The organism is Anaerosporobacter sp. (genome assembly GCF_965301125.1).
Genome location: NZ_CBDLAM010000041.1, coordinates 1 through 24,521, shown reverse-complemented (window position 1 = coordinate 24,521; position 24,521 = coordinate 1). Strand labels below are relative to the sequence as shown.

General features: G+C 37.1%; 29 protein-coding genes and 1 riboswitch. Of the genes, 3 read left to right on the top strand and 26 right to left on the bottom strand.

The window, feature by feature from the left end:
• The 18 genes from ACW2QF_RS06635 to ACW2QF_RS06550 form a co-directional block, all read right to left on the bottom strand.
• Window positions 1-642, bottom strand: a complete 642-nt coding sequence (locus ACW2QF_RS06635; RefSeq protein ID WP_455715212.1) for an aminotransferase class I/II-fold pyridoxal phosphate-dependent enzyme — start codon at window positions 640-642, stop codon at window positions 1-3.
• Between the two features lie 122 nt (window positions 643-764).
• Window positions 765-1,736 (bottom strand): adenosylcobinamide-phosphate synthase CbiB, encoded by a 972-nt coding sequence (cbiB, locus tag ACW2QF_RS06630; protein ID WP_455715211.1) that lies wholly within the window; start codon window positions 1,734-1,736, stop codon window positions 765-767.
• Entirely contained in the window at window positions 1,733-2,335 is a 603-nt protein-coding gene (locus ACW2QF_RS06625) for a histidine phosphatase family protein (RefSeq protein ID WP_455715210.1), read from the bottom strand. The genes cbiB and ACW2QF_RS06625 overlap by 4 nt, the downstream gene beginning before the upstream one ends.
• A 17-nt stretch (window positions 2,336-2,352) precedes the next feature.
• Window positions 2,353-2,784 (bottom strand): bifunctional adenosylcobinamide kinase/adenosylcobinamide-phosphate guanylyltransferase, encoded by a 432-nt coding sequence (locus ACW2QF_RS06620; RefSeq protein WP_455715209.1) that lies wholly within the window; start codon window positions 2,782-2,784, stop codon window positions 2,353-2,355.
• On the bottom strand, window positions 2,781-3,545 hold the full coding sequence (locus ACW2QF_RS06615) for an adenosylcobinamide-GDP ribazoletransferase (RefSeq protein ID WP_455715208.1): 765 nt from the start codon (window positions 3,543-3,545) through the stop codon (window positions 2,781-2,783). The genes ACW2QF_RS06620 and ACW2QF_RS06615 overlap by 4 nt, the downstream gene beginning before the upstream one ends.
• Window positions 3,539-4,072, bottom strand: coding sequence for a bifunctional adenosylcobinamide kinase/adenosylcobinamide-phosphate guanylyltransferase (locus ACW2QF_RS06610; protein WP_455715207.1), 534 nt, complete (start codon window positions 4,070-4,072; stop codon window positions 3,539-3,541). The genes ACW2QF_RS06615 and ACW2QF_RS06610 overlap by 7 nt, the downstream gene beginning before the upstream one ends.
• Complete coding sequence (gene cobT, locus ACW2QF_RS06605; protein ID WP_455715206.1) at window positions 4,069-5,139, bottom strand: nicotinate-nucleotide--dimethylbenzimidazole phosphoribosyltransferase; 1,071 nt, start codon at window positions 5,137-5,139, stop codon at window positions 4,069-4,071. The genes ACW2QF_RS06610 and cobT overlap by 4 nt, the downstream gene beginning before the upstream one ends.
• A gap of 52 nt (window positions 5,140-5,191) precedes the next feature.
• On the bottom strand, window positions 5,192-6,595 hold the full coding sequence (locus ACW2QF_RS06600; protein ID WP_455715205.1) for a cobyrinate a,c-diamide synthase: 1,404 nt from the start codon (window positions 6,593-6,595) through the stop codon (window positions 5,192-5,194).
• Between the two features lie 33 nt (window positions 6,596-6,628).
• The gene (cbiE, locus tag ACW2QF_RS06595) at window positions 6,629-7,864 is read right to left on the bottom strand and encodes a precorrin-6y C5,15-methyltransferase (decarboxylating) subunit CbiE (RefSeq protein ID WP_455715204.1); all 1,236 of its coding nucleotides are present in this window, start codon (window positions 7,862-7,864) and stop codon (window positions 6,629-6,631) included.
• A gap of 158 nt (window positions 7,865-8,022) precedes the next feature.
• Window positions 8,023-8,751 carry a precorrin-3B C(17)-methyltransferase gene (gene cobJ, locus ACW2QF_RS06590; protein WP_455715203.1) on the bottom strand — a complete coding sequence of 243 codons (729 nt, stop codon included), beginning with the start codon at window positions 8,749-8,751 and terminating at the stop codon, window positions 8,023-8,025.
• A gap of 76 nt (window positions 8,752-8,827) precedes the next feature.
• On the bottom strand, window positions 8,828-9,595 hold the full coding sequence (cobM, locus tag ACW2QF_RS06585) for a precorrin-4 C(11)-methyltransferase (protein WP_455715202.1): 768 nt from the start codon (window positions 9,593-9,595) through the stop codon (window positions 8,828-8,830).
• Window positions 9,596-10,354, bottom strand: coding sequence for a precorrin-2 C(20)-methyltransferase (locus ACW2QF_RS06580; protein WP_455715201.1), 759 nt, complete (start codon window positions 10,352-10,354; stop codon window positions 9,596-9,598).
• A 32-nt stretch (window positions 10,355-10,386) separates the two neighbouring features.
• Window positions 10,387-11,529 carry a cobalt-precorrin-5B (C(1))-methyltransferase CbiD gene (gene cbiD / locus ACW2QF_RS06575; RefSeq protein ID WP_455715200.1) on the bottom strand — a complete coding sequence of 381 codons (1,143 nt, stop codon included), beginning with the start codon at window positions 11,527-11,529 and terminating at the stop codon, window positions 10,387-10,389.
• Window positions 11,526-12,299: a sirohydrochlorin cobaltochelatase gene (locus ACW2QF_RS06570; RefSeq protein ID WP_455715199.1), complete on the bottom strand. Its 774-nt coding sequence runs from the start codon at window positions 12,297-12,299 to the stop codon at window positions 11,526-11,528. Before ACW2QF_RS06570 ends, cbiD begins: the two co-directional genes overlap by 4 nt.
• Before the next feature lie 26 nt (window positions 12,300-12,325).
• Complete coding sequence (locus tag ACW2QF_RS06565) at window positions 12,326-13,150, bottom strand: energy-coupling factor ABC transporter ATP-binding protein (protein WP_455715198.1); 825 nt, start codon at window positions 13,148-13,150, stop codon at window positions 12,326-12,328.
• Between the two features lie 34 nt (window positions 13,151-13,184).
• A complete protein-coding gene (gene cbiQ / locus ACW2QF_RS06560; protein WP_455715197.1) occupies window positions 13,185-13,955 on the bottom strand; it encodes a cobalt ECF transporter T component CbiQ in 771 nt (256 codons plus the stop codon).
• Entirely contained in the window at window positions 13,952-14,245 is a 294-nt protein-coding gene (locus ACW2QF_RS06555; protein WP_455715196.1) for an energy-coupling factor ABC transporter substrate-binding protein, read from the bottom strand. The genes cbiQ and ACW2QF_RS06555 overlap by 4 nt, the downstream gene beginning before the upstream one ends.
• Window positions 14,238-14,996: an energy-coupling factor ABC transporter permease gene (locus ACW2QF_RS06550; protein ID WP_455715195.1), complete on the bottom strand. Its 759-nt coding sequence runs from the start codon at window positions 14,994-14,996 to the stop codon at window positions 14,238-14,240. The genes ACW2QF_RS06555 and ACW2QF_RS06550 overlap by 8 nt, the downstream gene beginning before the upstream one ends.
• Window positions 14,997-15,167: 171 nt before the next feature.
• A riboswitch (cobalamin riboswitch) is annotated at window positions 15,168-15,354 on the bottom strand.
• A 253-nt stretch (window positions 15,355-15,607) separates the two neighbouring features.
• Here ACW2QF_RS06550 and ACW2QF_RS06545 point away from each other — a divergent pair.
• The 3 genes from ACW2QF_RS06545 to ACW2QF_RS06535 all read left to right on the top strand — a co-directional run bounded on the left by ACW2QF_RS06545 (window position 15,608) and on the right by ACW2QF_RS06535 (window position 18,118).
• Window positions 15,608-16,660, top strand: coding sequence for a cobalt-precorrin 5A hydrolase (locus ACW2QF_RS06545; RefSeq protein ID WP_455715194.1), 1,053 nt, complete (start codon window positions 15,608-15,610; stop codon window positions 16,658-16,660).
• A 15-nt stretch (window positions 16,661-16,675) separates the two neighbouring features.
• Window positions 16,676-17,440: a precorrin-6A reductase gene (cobK, locus tag ACW2QF_RS06540; RefSeq protein ID WP_455715193.1), complete on the top strand. Its 765-nt coding sequence runs from the start codon at window positions 16,676-16,678 to the stop codon at window positions 17,438-17,440.
• Between the two features lie 306 nt (window positions 17,441-17,746).
• On the top strand, window positions 17,747-18,118 hold the full coding sequence (locus tag ACW2QF_RS06535) for a hypothetical protein (RefSeq protein WP_455715192.1): 372 nt from the start codon (window positions 17,747-17,749) through the stop codon (window positions 18,116-18,118).
• 98 nt (window positions 18,119-18,216) lie between these two features.
• Here ACW2QF_RS06535 and atpC read toward each other — a convergent pair whose 3' ends face one another.
• From atpC to ACW2QF_RS06495, 8 genes are read right to left on the bottom strand one after another with little or no spacing between them, the layout of a single operon-like run.
• Complete coding sequence (gene atpC, locus ACW2QF_RS06530; RefSeq protein WP_455715191.1) at window positions 18,217-18,636, bottom strand: ATP synthase F1 subunit epsilon; 420 nt, start codon at window positions 18,634-18,636, stop codon at window positions 18,217-18,219.
• Window positions 18,637-18,666: 30 nt separating this feature from the next.
• Window positions 18,667-20,064 (bottom strand): F0F1 ATP synthase subunit beta, encoded by a 1,398-nt coding sequence (gene atpD / locus ACW2QF_RS06525; protein ID WP_455715190.1) that lies wholly within the window; start codon window positions 20,062-20,064, stop codon window positions 18,667-18,669.
• Window positions 20,065-20,093: 29 nt separating this feature from the next.
• A complete protein-coding gene (gene atpG / locus ACW2QF_RS06520) occupies window positions 20,094-20,981 on the bottom strand; it encodes an ATP synthase F1 subunit gamma (RefSeq protein WP_455715189.1) in 888 nt (295 codons plus the stop codon).
• 25 nt (window positions 20,982-21,006) lie between these two features.
• Window positions 21,007-22,524, bottom strand: a complete 1,518-nt coding sequence (gene atpA / locus ACW2QF_RS06515) for a F0F1 ATP synthase subunit alpha (protein ID WP_455715188.1) — start codon at window positions 22,522-22,524, stop codon at window positions 21,007-21,009.
• Window positions 22,521-23,039 carry an ATP synthase F1 subunit delta gene (gene atpH / locus ACW2QF_RS06510; RefSeq protein ID WP_455715187.1) on the bottom strand — a complete coding sequence of 173 codons (519 nt, stop codon included), beginning with the start codon at window positions 23,037-23,039 and terminating at the stop codon, window positions 22,521-22,523. The genes atpA and atpH overlap by 4 nt, the downstream gene beginning before the upstream one ends.
• Window positions 23,020-23,469 carry a F0F1 ATP synthase subunit B gene (atpF, locus tag ACW2QF_RS06505; RefSeq protein ID WP_455715186.1) on the bottom strand — a complete coding sequence of 150 codons (450 nt, stop codon included), beginning with the start codon at window positions 23,467-23,469 and terminating at the stop codon, window positions 23,020-23,022. The genes atpH and atpF overlap by 20 nt, the downstream gene beginning before the upstream one ends.
• Window positions 23,470-23,488: 19 nt before the next feature.
• On the bottom strand, window positions 23,489-23,716 hold the full coding sequence (atpE, locus tag ACW2QF_RS06500; RefSeq protein WP_455715185.1) for an ATP synthase F0 subunit C: 228 nt from the start codon (window positions 23,714-23,716) through the stop codon (window positions 23,489-23,491).
• 38 nt (window positions 23,717-23,754) lie between these two features.
• Window positions 23,755-24,444: a F0F1 ATP synthase subunit A gene (locus tag ACW2QF_RS06495; protein ID WP_455715184.1), complete on the bottom strand. Its 690-nt coding sequence runs from the start codon at window positions 24,442-24,444 to the stop codon at window positions 23,755-23,757.
• Window positions 24,445-24,521 lie beyond the last annotated feature (77 nt).

The following is a 24,521-nucleotide window of genomic DNA, read 5'->3' as shown; positions in this document are numbered from 1 at the left end:
CTAACCTGCCAATGCATACAGCTTAGTAAAGGCTCTAAATATTACTAGATTGTTATGCTCATCTAACTCCTTTGTTAGCTGATGATATTCACGATTATCTAAGAAGTCATTAAAACATTCATCTACAACCATAGTAATATTTAGTTCCAAGCAACGTCTGAGGATTTGTAGTAGTAATTCATGAGATATTGTATTGCCTACTGGGTTGTTTGGATTACATAGAATAATCATATCAAGATCAGGCGTAAGGAACGTTAGATAATTCTCAGTAATAGTAAAGCCAGTAGTAGCATTTAATTGAAAATATCTAATATCACAATCAATAGAATGAAGAGCCTGTTCGTATTCTGCGAAAGTTGGACTTATAAGCAAAGCGCTCTTAGGTTTACGTGCTAATACAAGTGTGAATAATACATCTGCAGCTCCATTTCCAAAATAGAGGTACTCCTCAGGCACAGAAATCTTTAAAGAGAGAGCACTTCGTAATCTCCCACAGCGAACATCTGGGTAGCTTGCAATATCCAGCAAGCTATCTCTAGCAGCTTGTAAAATTGCTTCGTGGGTTCCCAAAGGATTAATATTTGCAGAAAAATCGTATTGGGGTTGGTACTTGTAGATGTCTCCTCCATGTATATTCTCCATTAGGCTTCCTCCATTCTTATTATGTATTTAAACAATTGTAAAACTAATTTAGATATTCTTAGTTTCCACGCTGACGTATTATAACACGAAACACGCTACACACCTAAAACTAAAACAAGGAATTAGCCGATTATCAATATAACACCAATCTTAAGCCCCATTAGTAAAACCAAGGATAAAATTGCGCACATATATAATAACCGGTTGGCTCTCGCGATATCTTCTGTTTCAATTTCTCGAAGTGCATCTCCTATATATTCTTTCTTATGAAGCTTTCCAAAGTAATATGCATCTCCTGCTAGCCTAACACGTAATGCTCCTGCACAGACAGATTCTGTATGAGCAGAATTGGGACTGGCATGCTTGTAGCGGTCTCTCTTATAGATTCTGTAAGCATTCTTTCCATCCATCCCAAGTATATACGCACTTAGAATCATCATGTGTGCTGCAAATCTTGCTGGAATATAATTCACTATATCATCAAGCTTCGCTGCAAATCTTCCTAGATTAATATATGTATCGTTCTTATATCCTATCATGGAATCCATTGTATTAATAGATTTATATAAGAACCCAAGAGGAGCCCCTCCAATAATAATTGCAATCAAAGGTGCAATACTTCCATCTGAAGTATTCTCAGCAATTGTCTCCACTGCTGCCTTGGTAATACCAACTGCATCAAGACTTTGCGTATCTCGACCAACAATCATGGATACTGCATATCTTGCTTTCTCTACATCATTATCTTTTAATGCTTTATACACTTTCATACTCTCTATCTTAAGAGATTTTGTTGCTAGTAATTGATAACAGAGGACACTCTCCACCAAGACACCAAGGTATACGCTAATTTTATAAGTAATAATTAATATTCCAAGTGGAATACCTGTAGATACAACCATAACTATGATAGCCAATACAACTCCGCCTTTTCGCTCTCCAGCTTTCGTCTTAGGAAAATAACTACGGACCATTTTCTCTGTGCCAGTAATTAATTTTCCTATCAGGCGAATAGGGTGATAGATCCAATGCGGATCTCCAAAAATCATATCTAATATAAAACCTATGATACACGCATAGATACCAAATCTCATAATTTTCCCCTTACTGTTACATATCGATTTCCTTGTAGCACCTCTTTTTCAAACCAGGCCTTCTCATCAACTTCCACCATGTAGCCTTCTCCATTCTCTACTTTCCAGTAATAGAACTCTTCTCTTGGTCTAGCATACGCTTCAAGAATTGCCATAATCGTTCCTCCATGAACAACCATTGCGCCACTGGATATCGTTCTATTATAAAAATACGTAACCGCTTCATTAAAGCCGTCCACACATCTTTCACGAAATTCCATCTGATCTTCTCCACCTGGAAATGGAATCTTCCCTTCCTTTGAAATCCATTCCTGATAGACCTCGTTTTCTTTAAGTTCTTCGTAAGTTAATCCTTCAAAGGCTCCAAAATCACATTCTCTCAGCTTATCAATTACGTAAGGCTTCTTATTAGGATAGATGCACTGAGCAGTTTGAATACATCTCTTCATAGGGCTAGTTACTACTAGCTGTACTTCTGGGTACGTTCTCTGTTTCAGTAACTCTACTCCTTCTTCGCAAAGCTCTTCATTGGTTGATCCGATATAGGCCCGTCTCTTATTCCCAGCTGTTATGGAATGTCTTATTAAATAGATCTTCATAACTATAGTTCCTTCCGTTACTTAATTCGTGTTGCAATTCCACATAAAATACGATATACTTCATCTGCTCTTTTTGCTATCTTACAACAGATTCGTCCAGTACGTTCTCTGTATTCTCGTTCAAAAGAATCCATAGGAACAATTCCATATCCTATTTCCGTACTTACTATGCAAACTTCAGAGTTCTTCCGTATTAATTCTTCTATAACGAATTCTGGCTCTTGCTTTTCCTGTAATAATCTCTTGATTATCAGATGGAAATGATTAATTATTGTTGCTGAATACAAAACCTCAACTGAATCATATTTTTCATCTATAATTTTCATAGTACTTACATTCTCAAACTTATCTTCACTGTAAGCACTCTGTTCTTCGCTATAACCGCTCTTTACAAGTTTCTTTGCGGCTTCAAGTTTCCCTTGTGCTGTACCGCCAACGATTAGTTTCATCCCATTCCTCCTATTCTGCAACCAATGGCAATCCATATAAGGATAGCTAATTCATTCAATTGAAGAAAATATCCTGCTAAATCACCTGTAATACCACCAAATTCTTTCTTACATATATGATAATGATAGGCAAACATAACTAGTGACACAGCAATAACACCAATACCGAGGAACATGTCTATCCACAATAAAGCTATAAAACATACGACACTATAAACAAACATCGTAACTTTTACACGACTTTTGTGGGACATATCCGAAAAAGTAGCTGCCAAGCCTGTATTCTTAGCAAGTGTAAATGTTACAATACTTAATCCACTGCATGCTCTTGTTAATACATAGCCCACTGCAATAATAGGAAGGCCTTCAGGTGATATCTCACTCCATACACCTAACGATAGTACGAAGTAACACACTGCACCGATAATTGCAAATGCGCCGGTATGTGGATCCTTAAGAATCTCTAATTTCTTCTCTCGGTCTCCATAAGAATGTAATGCATCTAGTGTATCTAGCAATCCATCCACATGAATCCCTCCTGTATACAAGATTGGCAAAACAGTCATCAAAGCAGCAAAACAGAGCTCACTAACATGAATATGAAACAGTAATGTTCCAATTCCATATATAATTACTCCTAGCACTGCACCTACGAACGGAAAGAAACAGAATGCGTATTTCATATTCTTCTCATTCCAATCCGCCTTAGGCATTGGAACCTTTGAATACATAGAAAATGCAATAATACACGCCGCTAACATCTCCTTTCCTCCCTTCCTTTATGGTAAATTGGTATGGTATAAACTACTTCTATTACTTCATCTGCCATCTGGGCTAATTCCCTATTAATCGTCCCGAGATACTTAATGTATCGGCTTGTCTCTTCATCATAGGTAATCCCATCACTGAATACTTCATTTGTTACAATTACAAGGTTTCTTGCCTGCTCTTTAATTGATATGACACCTTCAATAATTTGCTCTACTGTCTGCTCATGCGCTCCATTTTCTTGATACATCTCATTGGCAACTAGGTTTGACATGCAATCTAGTAATACTGTATTCTCTCTATTAATATCTAAGGATTTCAAACCTACATAGCATTCTCTTGTAGTAAAATTCTTCTCTTGTCTCATCTTACGATGTCTTGCAATCTTACGATGTGCCTCATCATCAAACGCAACCATGGTCGCTATATAGATTAAATTCTCTTTACTATAGGCCAAAGTCCGATTCTCAGCAAATTCTGATTTGCCACTACCGCTTCCTCCTGTAACTAGTGTCATCATTCCTCAAACACCTCATAATTATCAATATTTATATCTGCAAATGTACTCATTTGACGGTATACAGCTAATCCCATATCAAGTAGTGGTAATACTGCAATTGCTCCTGTTCCTTCCCCTAAGCACATATCACAAGTTATGTAAGGCTCTAGGGAAAGTTCCTTCAGAATCATTTGTCCTGCTGGTTCCTTCGAAACATGAGATGGCATCATATATTCTCTTGCTACTGGACAAATTCTAGTTGCAAGTAGCGCCGCCACCCCACAGATAAATCCGTCGATTACTATAGGAATTCCATATTTCGCTCCTCCAAGGAATACACCAACAAGTCCTGCAATATCTAGCCCACCTACCTTAGCTAGCACATCAATGGGATCTGCCACATTAGGCCGATTTCTTGCAATTGCCTTCTTAATTGCAAGGATTTTTCTCTCTAATCCTTCCCCCGTAAGTCCTGCACCTTTTCCAGTAACCAATTCCACTGGTTTATCCAACATTACCGATGCTATTGCACTACTTGTTGTGGTATTCCCAATCCCCATCTCACCTGTAGCCAAAATTTCATAACCTGCTTTTTTACATGTTTTCACTGCATCGATACCGATTAGAATTGCCTTTACTGCTTCTTCTCTTGTCATCGCTGGTTCCTTGGTCATATTCCTCGTTCCATACGCTACCTTTAATTCTCTCTTGGTTATGCTTGGAACATCAACAGCAATACCGATATCAATTGGCATCACATCTGCTTTCGCAATCTGCGCCATCTTACATACACTTGTTGAATTTTTTGTGAAATTTTCTGATACAATTGCTGTCACTTCTTGCCCTGTCTGAGAAACTCCTTCCTCCACTACACCATTATCTGCGCAAAATATCAGTAGACCACGCTTATCCAGTTTATAATCACATGTCCTCTTCATTCCAGCCATATCAATTACAGCATTCTCTAACTTCCCTAAGCTAAATAGTGGTTTTGCTACATTTAGCCAGTGCTTTTTTGCTTCTTCCATCGCTTTTTCATCTCTAGGTCTTATCTCATTAAGAATTCCCTGTAATGATTTTTCTAGCATACGATTTTCATTCTCCTCTCCACTGTTTAAGTTAACCCTGTACCTATTAACGCTATATTTCCAATCTCTTGCTACACATCTTCATAAAACGCTTTACAAACCTAGGATTACTATGATAATACAGATGTGGGTAACCCGCCAACAAGTTATCCTTAGCATGTATTGTTGGATAGGATAAGTCAGATGATGTCTTAGTAGCCGTAAAGTGAACTCCTGTATTCGTACTATCCCAGTAATGGAATTCATGCCCTCGTATAATTTCATCTTTATCTAAATACCTTGTTTGTTCCTTCGCTGTTAATGTTACGTAACCAAAGCGTACTAACTTCTTTGTTTTATAACAGTCTCCTTTAATAACTCCTAACATCTCATACCATTCTTCATCTTTTCCTTGCACTCGCTCATGCAGATACATAAATCCTCCGCACTCTGCTATACATGGCGTTCCTAAACCTATCGCTTCTTTGATTGACTTTCTCATACTTATGTTATCTGCTAATTGCTTGGCATAGACTTCCGGATATCCTCCACCAAGGAGCAATCCATGAAGATTATCTGGAAGTTCAGTATCTCTTAATGGTGAAAATGGCACTAAGGTGGCTCCCATATTCTCAAGCATACGCAGATTCTCTTGATAATAAAAGCAGAACGCTTGATCGTAGGCATATCCAATACGAATCTTTACATTTGGTTCATTCCTATCACAAGAATCTATATTAGTGATTTCTCCAATTTCAAGTTCTGGTGCATTCTTTGCAATACCAAGAATAGCATCTAGGTCTATGCTTTCCCTTGCAATCTCACTTAGATAATCTAGCTGATCCTGTAGATCTTCAATCTCATCCGGTGTTACCAATCCAAGATGTCTGCTTTCTAGTCGAAAGTTTGATAAGGGAGGTAAGAACCCGACAACCAAAATCTTCGTCTCTTCTTCCACAATAGGTTTGATTCTTTCATACATTTCTTTGCTGATTCCATTAAGGAGGATTCCTTGAATATTACTATCCTTACGAAATTCCAAAACTCCTTTAACAATTGCAACAAGGGATAAACTCATACCCTTACAAGAAACCGCTAAAATTACTGGTGTCTCTGTCTGTTTTGCAATATCATAAGAACTGGCAGTATCTTTTCCTAATTGCATTCCGTCATAATATCCCATAACACCTTCAATTATAGTTATATCAGTACCTACACCATTCTGATACAATATCTCTCTAACTACTTCAGGCGGAGTAAAGTACAAATCCAGATTAGCTGTCTTTGCTCCTGTAATTGCTCTGTGAAACATAAGATCAATGTAGTCAGGTCCACATTTGCAAGCAGCAAGTGAAAGACTTCGCTTCTTAAACTCTTGTAGAATCGCACAGACCATAGTTGTTTTCCCACTACCACTTGCAATTCCCGCTATCATTACTCTAGGAACTTTCTGCTTTCTTATCGTCGTAGGATTCATTTCTCCCCCTCCTTTTGTTAAGTAAATTGCATATCATTCTTTATACCACGTAATTATATAGATAGGATTTTGCCCCGTCATCATATGATAATTCCCTAATGTTCTCGCCTTAGATACTTGGAGCTGTACTACTTCACTTTGGATTTCTGAATGTTTTTTCCCAAATTCTATTGCTTGCGCCACCGTCTCAAGAGAAATTGCATTAAGTACAATTCTTACCTTAGGATTCTTCTCCCATATAGCGCATACAATACCTTCTAAATTCCCTGTCGTACCGCCAAGAAATACATGGGTCGGTGCAGGTAAATCTTCTAACGCTGAGGGTGCAATACCTTCTATTACCCTAAGATTATCAGCGCGAAACTTTTTCTTATTCTCCTTAATTAACTCTATGGCCTCTGGATTTTTCTCTATAGCATACACTTGTATATCTGGTGACTTACATGCGATTTCAATTCCTACAGAACCAGTACCAGCACCAACATCATAGCATATTGCATCTTTTGTTAACTTTAATTTACTTATACTGACTTCTCTTACTTCAGACTTCGTCATTGGCACTTTACCACGAATAATATCCTCATCATCTTTACAAGAATCTATCACTTTACAAGGTCTTGGATTTTCGATAATCACCGCTGCTAGCTCATGTTGTTTACAGGCATATCCTTGCATTGGGTTAATTGTCTGTATCTTCTCATCAGGATAGGATAAACGCTCCCCAACATGAAGTTTCACTTGATCCATTCCATACTCCATCAATAACTTGCAAATCCCATTTAAACTATCCTTACCTCCTAATAAAGTAAATGTGTATGCATTATGATGAATTCGATTAATAATTGGGTTAGATGTTCCATGCAATGAAGTTAGGCACATATCTTCCCAAGAAAGGTTGCATCTTGATGCTAAATAAGATACTGTTGTAATCCCAGGTATTAACCGCACATCACAAAACTCTAATTCCTGTAATAACTTCTTTGCTCCACTACAAAATCCAACATCACCAGAGAGTAGGACAGCAATTGTGGTGTGTCTTAAACCCTTAATATAATCTGCTATCTTAGAAGACAAATACTGTGTATAGGTCTCAGGTAGAATCCCAAGCTCTTCTCTATTAATCCATATGGAGGTATTACGAAAACTTTCAATCATTCGTTGAGCACCAATAATAACTGGTACTTGGCTCAGAATATCCATAGCCTCTTTTGTCAACGAACTCTCAGCTCCCATACCGATTCCGATTAAGTATACTTTTTTCTTATTCATGGATGTCTGTCCTTCTTTCTATAAAGAGATATTTCATAAGCAATTGAATTAGAAGTACTTAGATATGTAGCGTGTTTTGTGTTATAATGCGTAGCTAAGAAGCCTTGAAAGTGTAAATAGAGTTTTGTTTCTTAGTCTAAAAAAGCAAATACCTCAAATCAAACACTATATCCCCTAGGTGTTACCATCTTCCCATCTACTACTTTCGTCTGACTATTTCCGATAAATACCGTCGTAAACATATCGACACTAGTATTTCTCAACTGATGCAAAGTTAATACTTGTGACTCTTCGCCTTCCCTCCCAATATTACGAACAATTCCACAAACCGTATTCGGTGATTTATAAGATAACATATAATCACAGGCTTTCATAAGATAATCCCCACGTTTCTTACTAGAAGGATTGTATAGACAGATCACAAAGTCCGATTCTGCCGCTGCCTTCACTCTGGCTTTGATCTTCTCCCATGGAGTCAAAAGATCACTAAGACTAATCACAGCAAAGTCATGAATGAGAGGAGCACCAAGTACGCTTGCTCCAGAAAGCGCTGCTGTAATACCTGGAATACTCTCCACTTCAATCTCTGGATAAGATTTCCCAACCTCATAGATCAAACCAGACATTCCATAAACACCCGCATCACCACTACAAATCATAGCAACTGTCTGTCCCTTTTTTGCTTCCTCGAATGCCAATTCACAGCGTTTTACTTCTTGCTTCATTGGTGTAGTTAGGAACTCTTTATCTGAAAAATATTCCTTTACTAAGTCAACATATACAGTATAGCCAACGATTATATCACAAGTTTCCAATACCTTAACTGCTTGAATCGTCATCTGTTCATAAGCACCAGGACCAATTCCAACTACATATATTTTACCCATTAACTGTTCTCCTTATAGATAACAAAACTCCATGTATGTTTTCTAGCTCTTCACTATTAATAGTTTATTACTTAAACTAAGATTTATTAACATTGCTAGCTTCCCGAAACATTGTTGTAAACGTAGGGTTATATAGTTCTGAACGATCATATTCTCCATCTAATACATCTCCTACAACGATAAGTGCCGTCTTTGTCACGTTATTCTCCTTAGCAGTCTGCGCTAATGTCTCTACCGTACAACGATACACTTGTTCATCTGGCCAAGTTGCTTTATACACGATTGCAGCTTTTGTATCAGCTGGATATCCACCTTTCATCAATTCACCCTGTAATTGTTCTAATAACCCTGTGCTTAAGAAGATAACCATTGTTGCCTGATGGACCGCTAACTTCGCAATTTCCTCTTTCTCTGGAACGGGAGTTCTACCTGCCATACGTGTTATAATTACGGATTGAGATACATTAGGTAAGGTGTATTCTGCATGTAATGCTGCTGCTGCTCCACAGAACGAACTAACCCCTGGGCACACTTCATATGGGATACCATGTTTCTTTAGTTCATCCATCTGCTCTTTGATTGCTCCATATAGACAAGGATCACCTGTATGAAGTCTAACAATCTTCTTATTTTCCTCATGTGCCCGTATCATTACTTCTATTACTTCCTCTAATGTCATATAAGCACTGTTATACACTTCTGCAGATTCTTTCTTATATTGAAATAACTCTGGATTCACTAATGAACCAGCATAGATTATCACATCTGCCTCCATCAATAAGCGTTGCCCTCTTACTGTAATAAGATCAGCAGCGCCTGATCCTGCTCCTACGAACTGAACCATTTATTTATCCTCCTTCACAATTAACAGGGAATAATAGCTTGCATCATCTGGTATATCATCACAATTAGTGTAAATATTCTCCCCTGACATACCACAGTTTTCAACCATTACTACCTCGTTATGGTGCAAACGGATATGTTCTTTTACCACTGCCATCTTGCTTGCGACTTTCATAAAAACCTTAGTACCCTTCATATCTAACGCCTCTTCTACACCATAAGATCCAGGTATAATATGTAGTTGCTCAGAACGTTCTACCAGTCCCCTATTAATCCTAGCTGATGCAGCACAAAACGACGGAATCCCACTAATAATTTGCGTACTATATCCTGCTTCACTAACAAGTGCATGTACATATAGATATGTAGAATAAACCGTTGGATCTCCAAGTGTAATAAATGCAACTTGTTTTCCTTGGTCAAGTAAATCCTCCACTGCCATTGCCGCTCTTTCATAACCTTCTTGTAATTTCTTCTTGTCCTTCGTCATAATGGTTGGGATATGCAGAATTGGCTTATCTTCTAACTCTTTCACACTTTGTACAGCAATACCATACGCAATGCAACCATCTCGTAAAGACTCACAATCTATATCTCTATCCTCGTTTCGTTGCTTATTCTCTAAGAAAGGTCTTGTTAGTGAAGAATCTGTTATTGCTATTGCAATAACATCACTCTCTTTTAATAATCGAGCTGCTTTTAACGTTAATAATTCTGGATCCCCAGGACCCGTTCCTATCCCATATAGTATTCCTTTCATATATCCCCCTTTACTTGGGTTTCCTGTGTGAATTACTTATAGTTCTCCACTTCTATTAATAAATCTGCTATTTCCTCTGTCTGACCGATCAAGCCATGGGCAAGAGAAAATACAATTATCCCAACTTTACTATCTGAATCAACTCTACTCCTTATGTAATACTGAATACGCCTCATAATTCTCTTTATAACACCCTCTAGATGTCCTGATTGTTTCAGGATGGATATCATCTCATCTGTAGTAACCGCTTTTTCAACCTTCTGTAATGTCTCTAAGTTAGCTCCTTCTAAAGCTGTATTGGCTAGAAATATCTCCATTCTAGCATCTGCTTGCTTTGAATGCGTATTCATAATTCCAGCTGCAAGCTTAACAAACTTACCGATATGTCCAACCATAAGTATCTTCTTATAACCTACCTCTACTGCTGTATCTAAAGCTTCACCAATGTAATTACTACATTTCACTGCCTTATCTATATCTATATGAAGCCTCTCATTCAAATAGTCTACTCCGTAATTACCTGGTGTAAGAATAAGCACCTCCTGCCCGTTTGCCTTCTTCACCTTAATCTCTAATTCTATGGAGTCAATTAAAGCACTTTCACTCATTGGTTCCACAATTCCCGTGGTACCTAAGATTGATATGCCACCTTCGATTCCTAGCCTTTTATTAAAAGTTCTCTTAGCAATCTCTAATCCTTCTGGTATATCAATGATGATCTCTAATCCACCATCATATCCCATATTCTCACATGCGGACATAACCTCTTTCGAAATCATCTGCTTAGGCACCTTATTGATAGCAGCTTCTCCTACCTTTTGCGATAATCCAGGAAGAGTCACCCTACCAACTCCAATACCTCCATCTATTATAATTTGACTCCCTTGTATTCGCCTAACTGTGGCATATACTAAAATACCGTTAGTTACATCTGGATCATCTCCGCTATCCTTGCGGACAGCACAGCGTACAGAATCTTTCGTCTTACTAATCTCTTCAATTTTAAGGTGCAGAGTTACACCTTTTGGAGTCAGTAAGGCTACTTCATGCAAGATATTTCCTGCTAAAAGCATATGCGTAGATGCCCCTGCCGCTGCTGCTGCACAGCTTCCAGTTGTAAAGCCACTACGGAGTTTCTTTTTTTGTATCAACTTATTATCCATAGGTATTTTCACTCAGCTTCCTTTACATGGCGAATAAACATATCTTGCACCACTTTTAGTTCACCGAGGCCTTGCATCTTACAATCTACCTCATACCCTGCTTTTTCTAGGATTGATTTCCATGAATTTTCCCTATCTCCAGCCATATCATATTTGGCATGCTCTCCAGCGACAATCATAAATGGAATCAATACCACTTTCTTATACCTAGCATTTTCCATAAGTCTCATGGCATCTTCTAAGGTTGGATAACCTTCCACTGTTGCCATATATACCCTAGAATATCCTTCTGCACGAAAAGTATAATCAACTGCTGGATATACCGCATTCCCATGATGACTAGTTCCGTGTCCCATTAATAGAATAGCTTCATCATCTCCAAGATTATTTTCTTCTACAATACAACTAACCAACTGTTTGTAGTCTCCTATATCAGATAACAATGGCTTTCCAATACGAAGACTATGGAACTTGTCTGTGTATGTAGATAGGTCTTTTAGCATATTCTCATTCTCGATACCATTAATAACATGGGTTGGTTGGATAATTACATCTGTATAACCATCTTCAATCAATCTCTCTATTGCTTCCTTAACTGTAGGTACAATTAGATTTTCACTTTCACTCATTTTTTTGATAATAATCTTACTCGTAAATGCACGAAATACTTGATAGTCATTATAATTTCGTGCAATCCCTTGTTCTATTGCCTCTATTGTTTTCTCTCTTGTATCTTTATGACTCGTACCAAAACTAACTACTACGATTGCTTTTTTCATCATTACTCCTCCTTAATGACTATCCGCAACTATTCCAATAAATGAATTAATTCGTCTATTGATTTTGGACATGTATTAACACTCTCCATATCTATCCTATGAGTCTTACCTAGGCAATTATACATCTTTATAACATCTGGTTCTTCTAGATATGCCCTTTTCCTTAACTCATCATTCTGAAATACATTCTGCGGGGTATCTTTTACTAATACCTTACCATCTTGAATAACGATAACTTGATCTGCCCATTCCATAGCATAATCGCTATCATGTGTTGCTTGAATCACCGTTATTCCCGACTCACATAGTTCATCAATCATAGAATTTACGACCTTTCTGTGATAGGAATCCAGTGCAGCTGTTGGTTCATCAAACAAAATAACTTCTGGCTTCATCGCCATGATATCAGCAATTGCAACTTGTTTTTTTTGTCCACCACTTAAGAAATGTGTAGGTCTTTTTCTCAGATGTTCTATATGAAGATTCGAAAGAACAGTTTCTACACGCTCTCTTACAATCTCTTTTTCTAGTCCCAGATTCATCGGACCAAAAGAAATCTCTTGATAGACATCAGCACTGAACAGTTGATGATCTGGGTTTTGAAAAACAATTCCTATCATCTGCCTTAATTTCTTAAGTCCATTTTTATTATAAGCAATAGGCGCTCCGTTCACTAGAATACTTCCCTTTGTCGGTTTACACACTCCATTCAAACAGAGAAATAAAGTTGATTTTCCTGATCCATTTGGTCCCATAATAGCAATCTTTTCGCCTTTTTGAATTGTTATGTTAACATTCTGTAATGCTACTGTCCCATCTTCATATCTATAATCCAGATTCTTAATTTCAATCATCTTATAACCCTTCCAACTTTTACTCAATATCTTATCATGCTAAGAAACTATAGCAGAGGATTCCCTCTACTATAATAATCCCAAGCATAGATACTCCTTCCCAGATTCGTGGTCGTTCAACAGTACTTAATACACATAAATCACCGTCATAACCTCTTGATTCCATTGCACTAAATAAAGCATCTGCTTTCTGATATGCACGTACGAATAGCACTGCTGACATTTTAGATGTAGATTTCACTGACGTCTTCGGGTCTTTATATCCTAATCTACAATCTTGTGCTACTACAATTGCATCTCCTGTCTCTAATAACAAAAATATAAAACGATAGATTAGATACATTAACTCAATGACAATCTTAGGAAGATGAAAACTTCTAAGTACTTGAATCAAATCAATTACGGGAGTTGTTAACGCTAGAAAATACAAACAAGTAACGGATGCAAAAGATGAACCAAACAGCAAAATCCCCCTTGTTAAAGACCACGCAGTCATATAGATATTCCCGTTAACCAAGGAAACAACGACCTTAGAGGACTCCACATGTCCGAATTCAAATATCACTGTTATTGTACTTATTACTAGGAAGATCAATGGTACACACAGCAATCGTATATATGCTCGAAGCGGCATCTTCCCCAATAGCACAATCAATGCAGACATCATCATAAATATGCATAAGGATACTACATTGTCTCGACATATGATACATATTAATAAATTTCCTACTCCAAAAAGCAATTTACTGTATGGATTTTTATCTCTGAGTCTAGAACTGTATGCCCATTTATCCATCATAATCATAGGGGCTTATTCTCCTTATGATGTCTTTCTCTTAAAACACCTAAACCATAACCGAATACTCCTGCCCCAAGCGCTGCTTGTAGACAAAATAATAAGGATTCTGTTTCACCACCAGGTGGCTCCATAACAGGGTCTGCCCACACTTTATAATCTGGATTAATCTCTGTAATCAATTCTTCTGCATGGCCATCTGAACCGCCAAATTCACTATTTTTATGTATAAGTAACGGAATTGTAGCAATTACGATACAAATCACCAATAATATAACAACAACCTTTTTCTTACTCAACTTCACGCAGCTCCTTTCTAAAACCAAGTTCCTCTAATTCTGTCCTAGCAAATGATTCTAATGCAATAACAACTATTACAGTTAAAAAACCTTCAATAATAGCAAGTGGAATCTGAGTAACAGCAAACACTCCCATGAACTTTATAATGGAAGTAATCACACCACCATCTGCACTTGGAAAGGCAAGACCTAATTGTAAAGAAGTGATAACATATGTGAATAGATCTCCTAACGAGGCAGCAAGAAATATTGCTACGTAACGAGAACCTTTACATTTCAAAACTAATTTATAAACAAGGTAAGATACGATTGGCCCAGCAATTGCCATGGAAAATGTATTAGCACCAAGGGTTGTTAAGCCACCATGGGCAAGCAAAACAGCTTGGAATAGCAGTACAATAACGCCTATTAATGCAGTTGCTCCTGGTCCGAATAAAATTGCGCTTAATCCTGTACCAGTCGGGTGAGAACTGCTTCCAGTAACTGATGGAATTTTAAGAGCTGATAGTACGAATGCATACGCACCTACCATCGCAAAGATGAGAAGCAATTTTCTGTGATTATTTAATTGCTTCTTAATTGAAAATGCACCGTAAACTAAAAATGGAACACATAAAGCCCCCCACATAACGCAATAGGATATCGGTAAATATCCCTCCATAATGTGCATTGCAGATGTTATCGGTGCAATACCTAGACTTAGAGCTATCAGTATAGAAGCTCTGAATACGAGTTTCTGTCTTTTCGACATAAAAAATCCTCCTTCTCTTTCAATTTCGTAACGATTCAGCTATCTTAACATTTCTGAATCGTCACCCTGTTTTTGTTCCTTACGATACAACGACAGGTACGAAAAGAAAGAGAGGAGGTATTATTACATTCCTTACTCTCTAATTAACTACCTGGTTATATCCCCGTAACCTTGTAAATTCATTTTCAGTCGGGTGTTCTGGCTTGGGCGTTAAACATAGTATTTCGCCTTCCCATTATTCACAGTGACATAATGAAGTACTACTATTCCCATACAGCAGCGGGTACTGCGCAGGATTCTAACCTGCTTCCCCATTCACGGAAAAATCCATGAGTAATCCTGAAAACAAAAGCAATATTGAATTTACTTTAATAAGAGTAGCATGTGCATAAATACTTGTCAATTGTTAGAACTACATATTGTCTTATGTATTACTCTATTCTTAAGACTTTTCTAGTGTTATATGATGTTAATATATTCAATTCATGCAATGAATATGCTACTGTTGAACTATAATAGGAATAATTGTGTATGGAATTATACTCTTATTTCATATACATTTTATTCATTCTAAGGTATACTTAATTCAAATAAACCAGGAGGAATTATTCATGCGCTACGTTCTTTTTTCATTTACACCAAATGCTTCAACACTTTGCAGTGAATTACATAAAAACCTTGTTAATAACAGCAATGATTGTACTTCTTATACAACTATCAAATCACAACTTCCTCCTAACCTTACCAAACTTAATCTTCCGCTAAAAGAACAAATCAAAGTAATATTTCATAATGTAGATGCAATCATCTTTGTAAGTGCATGCGCAATTGCAGTCCGATCTATAGCCCCCTTCCTTGAAAGTAAGACAACCGATCCTGCTGTTATTGTTATTGATGAGCTTGGCCAATACGTAATCTCACTGTTATCTGGTCATATCGGTGGTGGTAATGAATTAACGAAACAAATTGCAGATTTCATTGGTGCCACGCCAATTATATCAACTGCAACCGATTTGAATCATCTCTTTGCTGTAGATGTATTTGCCACTAAGAACAATATGTATATTGATGATATGAATCTAGCCAAACAAGTCTCTAGTGATTTGCTTAATCATAAAGAGATTGGATTAACTAGTGATTTCCCTGTGAAATCTCCCCTCCCCGATCATTTACGAATGCAATCACCAGATGAAACTTCTCTACCTTTTGGAATTGCTATTACATTAGATGACAAAAAATATCCCTTTGAAGTTACCCTTCGCTTAATTCCTAAGATTATAACTCTTGGAATCGGCTGTAAGAAAGGTACGCCTATGGAAGATATTGAATTCTTAATATTACATACATTAGCGAAACATCATATTTCTTTGCATGCAATAAAACAAATTGCCAGTATTGATTTAAAGTCTAGTGAAGAAGGGTTGCTTTCTTTCTGTGAAAAATATCATCTACCTTATATAACAAATACCTCTGCAGAATTAGCTTCCCTAGAAGGTGACTTTACCCCTTCAACTTTCGTAAAATCTGTAACTGGAGTTGATAACGTCTGTGAAAGGGCTGCATTATATCAAGATCCTGAGGGTTCTCTTATAATAAGAAAAACAGTCAGAAATGGTGTAACCATCGCCGTTGTTTTAGCTGACTATATAATTAAATTTTTTTAAATTTGGAGGCAACTAATGAAACGAATATTACTCTTTGCTGGAACAACAGAAGGACGTATCTTGGCAGAATATCTAAATACATTAAAAATAGCCACACATGCATGTGTAGCCACTGAATATGGGGAACATCTTTTATTAAACTTAGATTATGTAGAAACTACATCGGCTCGGTTAACAGTTGATGATATGATTGCACTGATTAATCAGGAATCCTTCTCTGCTGTTATTGATGCAACGCATCCCTATGCAACTCTAGTATCTACCAATATCCAATCCGCTTGTAAAGCAACAGATGCTTCCTACTACCGTGTAATACGAGAATCCTCTGAACTACTTACGGAAGATTCTAGTATGGTATTCATGGAATCCGTTGATGAAGCCGTAGCATATCTTAAGGATACAGCAGGGAATATCTTTGTCACTACAGGAAGCAAAGAATTATATAAATATACACATCTACCAGATTTTAAAAACCGTATTTACACTAGAATACTATCCTCTCCAAGCGTGGTAAAAGAGTGTTATGAATTAGGATTTCAAGGAAAACACCTTATCTGTATGCAAGGACCTTTCTCCACCGAGCTAAACTATGCTATGCTCATACATACGAATGCCAAATATCTTGTAACCAAAGAATCTGGATTACCAGGCGGGTTTGCACAGAAGGTCGAGGCAGCGAAGCAAGCTGGTGTAACTTGTGTTATTATCGGTAGACCCCAAGATGTGAAGGGGTATACGTTAGATGAGATGAAGGGGATTATAGATAAGATGATTATATAATATGCAAATGCCTATTCTGAGTTTTCAGTAATCGTTAAGAATGTAACTTGGTAATCTAACAGCCTCTGCAGATGCGTACTTCGTTACGCTACGGCGCTTTATAATGAGAGTTCTCATAATAATAATAATTTACTGAGTTACCTATAATTAATAGTAAATTAGTAGTAGAACTGTTTATTTTTGGTTATTTTTGTTATACAATTACATTAACCGGTTTAGTCTCTATTTATTTTGCAAGTGGTGTTAACGCTAGTAATTCTGCTCTTAACAAAGTAGACTTGGTATATAATGTTAAGTCCTCTGATTATGAAATTAAGTAGAAAGGCATTATCAGAAGTAAAAAGTGGTTGGTTAATAGATGGAAGTATAAAATTTATTTCTGGAAACAATACTACTCCGATCCATATTAACGACTATGTGACTTTCCAATATCACAATAGCGATGGCATCGTAAGATATGCCTACAATACCTTAATTAATAGTGATACAGAAGGAAAAGAATTTGTCTTCAATAAAAATAATCTTACTAGTGGTTCGATACATAATCTTATTAAATTTGAGGACTTAGATGGACAGGTTCCAAAAGTCGCTTGCATCAGGTATTATGATGGTTCTGAGTATAAAGACGTGTTTTTTTGTAGATATGAAGACGGTAAACCTCTTGGTATAGATGACTAATAATATGGTAAATATACAAGCATATGGATATAGAAAATAGCGCCTTTACAATTAATCAGTAATTGTAAGGGCGCTATTTTCTATATATTACAATATCCTTAAATATTGTATTTTTTCTCTGCCACTTTTAATCTTGACATTGCACGTGCTAAAGATGAACTGGACTGGTAGTACTCTTGTATACTCTGCTTCTGACGTAACTGTTCTTCTGCACGTTCCTTTGCTTCTCTTGCTCTTGCAATATCGATTTCTTCTGGACGTTCTGCAGTCTCAACCAACAATAATACCCGGTTATTGGCAATCTGTACAAAACCAGTTCCAACTACTGCATGTTGCCATTCTTTACTGTTCTCTGGTTTAAATCGCATCTCGCCTTCGCTTACTGCAATTACCATATCTTCATGATGTGCTAATATTTCCTTTTGTCCGTCATACTCTGGAATAATTAACGATTGACACTTTCCAGAAAAAAATACTCTATTGGCAGACAGTATTTTCAGATAAAATGTATGTTCCATATAGATACCTCCTCACACGTCACATACATCTTATGATGCCTGCTTTTTCATTTCTTCAGTTCTCTTTTTCACGTCTTCAATCGTACCAACATTGAAGAATGCACCCTCTGGATATTCGTCCATTTCTCCATCTAGAATTGCCTTGAAGCCACGAACTGTTTCTTCTAGTGGTACATATGCACCTTGAATCCCAGTAAAGTTCTCTGCTACATGGAAAGGCTGTGATAAAAACTTCTGAATCTTTCTTGCTCTATATACTGTGGTCTTGTCCTCATCAGAAAGTTCTTCCATACCAAGAATTGCAATGATATCTTGAAGTTCTTTGTATTTTTGTAAAAGTTCCTGAACCTTTCTAGCAACAGTATAGTGTTCTTCACCTACTATATCTGCTTCCAAAATACGAGAGGTTGATTCTAGTGGATCTACCGCAGGATAAATTCCCTGTTCTACTATCTTTCTAGATAATACTGTTGTTGCATCTAGATGCGCAAATGTTGTTGCAGGAGCTGGATCAGTTAAGTCATCTGCAGGTACATAAACAGCCTGTACAGAAGTTACAGACCCATTTCTAGTAGAAGCAATACGCTCTTGTAATTCTCCCATCTCTGTTGCAAGTGTAGGTTGATAACCTACTGCAGATGGCATACGTCCTAAAAGCGCTGATACTTCAGATCCTGCTTGTGTAAATCTGAATATATTATCGATAAACAATAATACATTTTGATGTTTTTCATCACGGAAGTATTCTGCCATAGTGAGTCCCGATTCTGCTACACGCATACGTGATCCTGGTGGCTCATTCATCTGTCCAAACACCAATGCTGTCTTTTCGAGTACTCCTGAGTCTCTCATCTCAGTCCAAAGATCGTTTCCTTCTCTGGAACGCTCTCCAACTCCAGTAAATATTGAATATCCGCCATGTTCTGTTGCAATATTACGAATCAATTCCTGAATCAACACGGTCTTACCTACACCAGCACCACCAAAGAGTCCAATCTTACCTCCTTTAGCATATGGTGCAAGTAAATCAATAACCTTAATTCCAGTCTCTAATACCTCTACTGCAGGGCTCTGCTCCTCGAAAGATGGTGGATCTCTGTGAATAACCCACTTTTCGCCTTGAGGTTGCTCTCCTCCATCGATTGTTTCTCCTAGTACGTTAAACAACCTTCCCAATGTTTGCTCTCCAACGGGAACTTTGATACCACCCCCAGTTGCAGTTACTTTCATATCTTTATGTAAACCATCACTTGAAGCCAACATGATACAACGTACTATATTATTTCCGATATGTTGTGCTACTTCCATAACGCATTTCTTATCGCCGTTCTTTACTTCAAGTGCATCTTTAATGTTTGGTAGCTCATTATCTTCAAATTCTACATCTACAACAGGTCCTAGAACCTGTATTATCTTTCCTGTTTTCACTCATTGTCCTCCTTTCTATCCGTTAGACTTTATCTGCTTTTCTTTTTCTTTTGTGCTTTTGCTCCGGCAATTACCTCTGTTATTTCTTGTGTAATTGCTGTTTGTCTTACACGGTTATAAAGAATGTCCAAATCATGTAATATATCCTTAGCACTTTTTGTAGCAGCTTCCATCGCCATCATTCTTGCATTCTGCTCACTACAATAAGATTCCACTAATGCGCCATAAATAAAACCCACAACATAATTTGGTACAATTTTATCCATTACCTCATTCGGTGATGGGCGAAGAATTAATTTCTTAGCTGTCACATCAGGTGGAAGTATTCCTTTAAAATCCGCTTTTTTCAGTGGTAGTAATTGTATCATCTCAGCTTGTGTTTGAACTGCATTAACTTGTTTTGTAAATATGATGTATACTTCATCTAATTCGTGTTCCAAATAGCTATCTATAATTGTCATACCAATCTTTCTAGCTCTATGTAATGTTGGATTTTGCACTGTATAGTGAAATTGCTCATCTATATTCATCCCATGCTGTTCACAATAATGACGTCCTTGTTCACCTAGAACAAATAATTTTGTGTCTTTATATTTAGCTAGTTCTTTCTCTGCTAGTTTCAATACATTATGGTTGTAAGCTCCTGCCATTCCTTTATCAGCAGTTACTACAATATAACCGACCTTTAGATCTTTCTTATTCTCATTTGTTTGGAAGTAGATATCTCCCATGTCTGGAATATGTCTTAAAATACGAGCCATTGTTGATTGTAGAGTATAAAAATATGGCTCGGTATCTTCAAGCATTTTCTTTGACTTTTTCAGCTTGGAGGATGATATCATATACATGGCATTGGTAATTTTCATTGTGTCCTGTATACTATTCATCCTCTCCTTAATTTCTTTTGCATTTGCCATACTAACACCTGCTTATTTTCTACAATTATTGTTTGCTTGTATGAAATTCCTTAGCTGCTTCTAAAATCTTAGCTACTAATTCATCTGTAAGTACCTTTTCATTTTCAATTGCGTTGCAAATATCCACATGATGTATATCCATATAATTCAAGATATCCTGTTGATATGCTTTTACCTGTCTAGTGTCTACACTATCGAACACTCCATTATTTGCAAGGCATAGTGTAATGACCTGTTCATGTAATGATAATGGCTTGCAAAGAGGTTGCTTTAATAACTCCATTAAAGCTTTTCCATGTTTTAGTTGTGCTTTTGTCGTCTCATCAAGATCAGAGGCAAACTGAGTAAATACTTCCATCTCACGGAACTGAGCCAAATCAATACGCACACTTCCTGAAGCCTTCTTCATTGCCTTTGTCTGTGCTGCACCACCAACACGTGATACCGAAAGACCTACATTTACGGCTGGTCGCATACCTGCAAAAAACAGGTTACTTTCTAAGAATATTTGACCATCGGTAATTGAAATAACATTCGTTGGTATGTATGCTGATACATCTCCTGCCTGAGTCTCAACTATTGGCAATGCAGTAATAGAACCGCCACCTAATTCATCACATAGACGACTTGAACGCTCAAGAAGTCTAGAATGTAAATAGAATACATCTCCTGGATATGCCTCACGTCCTGGTGAACGCTCTAACAAAAGTGAGATAGCACGATATGCTACTGCATGTTTTGATAAATCATCATATATAATTAATACGTCCTTACCCTGATGCATGAAATATTCTGCTAATGCTGTTCCTGCATAAGGTGCAATGTATTGTAATGATGCAGGATCACTTGCTGTGGAAGACAATACGATGGAATACTCCATAGCACCGTGTTTTTCTAATGTTGATACAATCTTTGCTACACTTGAGGCTTTTTGACCAATTGCTACATAAATACATATTACGCCTTTGCCCCTCTGATTAATCATAGTGTCTGTTGCAATTGAAGTTTTACCAGTCTGACGGTCACCAATGATTAATTCTCTCTGTCCACGTCCAATAGGGAACATAGAGTCAATTGCTAATATGCCTGTTTCCATTGGGGTATTTACAGATTTACGATCTACAATGCCAGGTGCTTCTTGCTCAATTGGGCGATAACCTGTTGAAGCTATCTCTCCTTTGCCATCAATAGGCTCCCCCAAAGCATTTACAATTCTTCCAACAAAAGCTTCTCCTACTGGAATACCTGCCCGTTTCTTTGTTCTGCTTACTTTTGTTCCTTCTTTGATTCCTGTATCCTTTCCGAATAAAATACATCCGATTTCATTCTGACGGATATCTTGAACCATTCCTTTTACTCCATTATCGAATATTACGATTTCACCATACATGGCATGGTCAATTCCGTATACGGTTGCAATTCCGTCACCAACCCAGATGACAGTACCCGTTTCACGGCTTTCCACGTCCCAATCATAGCTTTCTATCTCACTTCGGATAATGGAGATGATATCTGTTGCACTTATTGCGCCCACAGTATTCACCTCCCAGTTAATTTTCTTTCAAGCTGTTTTAGACGTCCTTCATAACTCCAGTCATATTCTTCCGTTCCTACGCGGATGCACATTCCGCCAAGAAGATTCTCATCAATACAAACTTCCGTTTGTATTACTTTACCTGGATATTTATTCTTAAGAAAGTCCATAACCTGATCCAGCTTGGTATCTTCAGGTTGTGTCGCACAAAAAATCTTTGCCTGCAATATATCATGCTTTTCATTCCAATATTCATCAAAGGCTTGGAATATTTCTTCTAATTCGTCGACCTGTCCATAGTCACACAACCGCTTTAAGAAATTCTTAAACACAACAGGATAAGCACAGGCCTCAGCAATTTTATCAATTATACGATGTTTTTTCTCAAGTTGGATTACCGGATTAACTAAGATTTCCCTAAGTTTAGATACACTGTCAAGTAATACTTTGAAGCTATCTATTGTTTCCCTATCCTTTATTAATTCGTATAATACTTTTGCATTTTTAATTGCTTCCTGTGTCATGAACATCACCTGTTTTCATAATTTTTCTAGCCGCTTGCATAGCCAACTTGGTTATCTCAGATTGTACTTCTTTCATTGCCTTGTCTTTTTCAATCACAATATCTGCCTTCGCCTTAGAAATCATATGCTCTGTCTCTTCATGCGTCTTTGAAATTGCTTGATTATATTCTTCTTCTGCCCTCTTTTTGGCCATGACAATGATTTCTTCTGCTTGGTCGTGGGCTGTTGCTAATTCTGCCTGATATTCGTCCTTCATCTGCTCTGCCTGTTTTTTCGTCTCAGCCGCATTGGTTAACTGATTTTGTATCAGTTCTTCCCTTTTGCTAACAACATTCATTACAGGTTTAAATAAGAATTTTTTTAAGCCAACAAATAAAACGAGAATATTCAAAACAGTGAAGAATAGTGTCCATCCATTTAAACTTAACATATTCTCACCTATCCTTTAATTAACCTAAAAATAGAATGATTAACAACGCAATAACGAAACCATAAATAGCTGTTGCTTCTGCTAAGGCACAACCTAATAATAAGGATTTACTGATTTTACTTTCTGCTTCTGGTTGTCTTGCAATTGCATCTACTGCTGCTGCTGTTGCTTTACCAATTCCTAGACCTGCTCCAATTCCTGTTAATACTGCGATTCCTGCTCCAATTGCTACTAATATTGTTGACATAATACATATCTCCTTTTCTTTCTGTTTTTTAATTGCAACTATTCTTCCGTTGCTTCTTTTACAAATAACGCTGTTAAAAATACAAATACATATGCCTGAATTAATCCATCAAAAATATCAAAATAAGCACTAAATACCACTGGGATAACTGCTGGTAATATTATTTTAATAAGTTCCATGATAACAAACGATCCTAAAACATTTCCAAACAAACGCATACATAAAGATAATGGTTTTATAAACAGTTCCAGAATATTTATTGGTAATACTACTGGCATTGGTTCGGCAAAACTCTTTATAAAACCTTTACCGCCCTTTTTCCTAAATCCTGCAACTTCAATTAAAATTATACTCATAATTCCAAGTGTAGCTGTTACATTTAAATCCTTGGTAGGTGGCTTAAAGCCAAACAAACCTATCAAATTGGATATTCCAATATAAATTCCAACTGTCATAAGAAACGGTATATATTCTTTCCCGTGTCCCCCCATTACATCATCAAAGAAATGATGCATGCCTGTTACAGCTGTCTCTAAAACCACCTGTTTTTTACCTGGTTGCACTACTTTTAAATTTCTTACAAAAATAATGCATACTAAAAACAGGATACACATAATAATCCAGGATACTACAACAGCTTCTGATATTGGAATTCCACCAAAAATCGGAATTCTAAATACCGTTTCACAATTCAACTCTTCCATTAATTGTTCAACGAGTGTATCCATTCAATTTTCCTCCTTAGATCCTTTTCCTCAATAGATCAAAGAATACTTTCAACCTTCTTTTCAGAAAATATATGTAC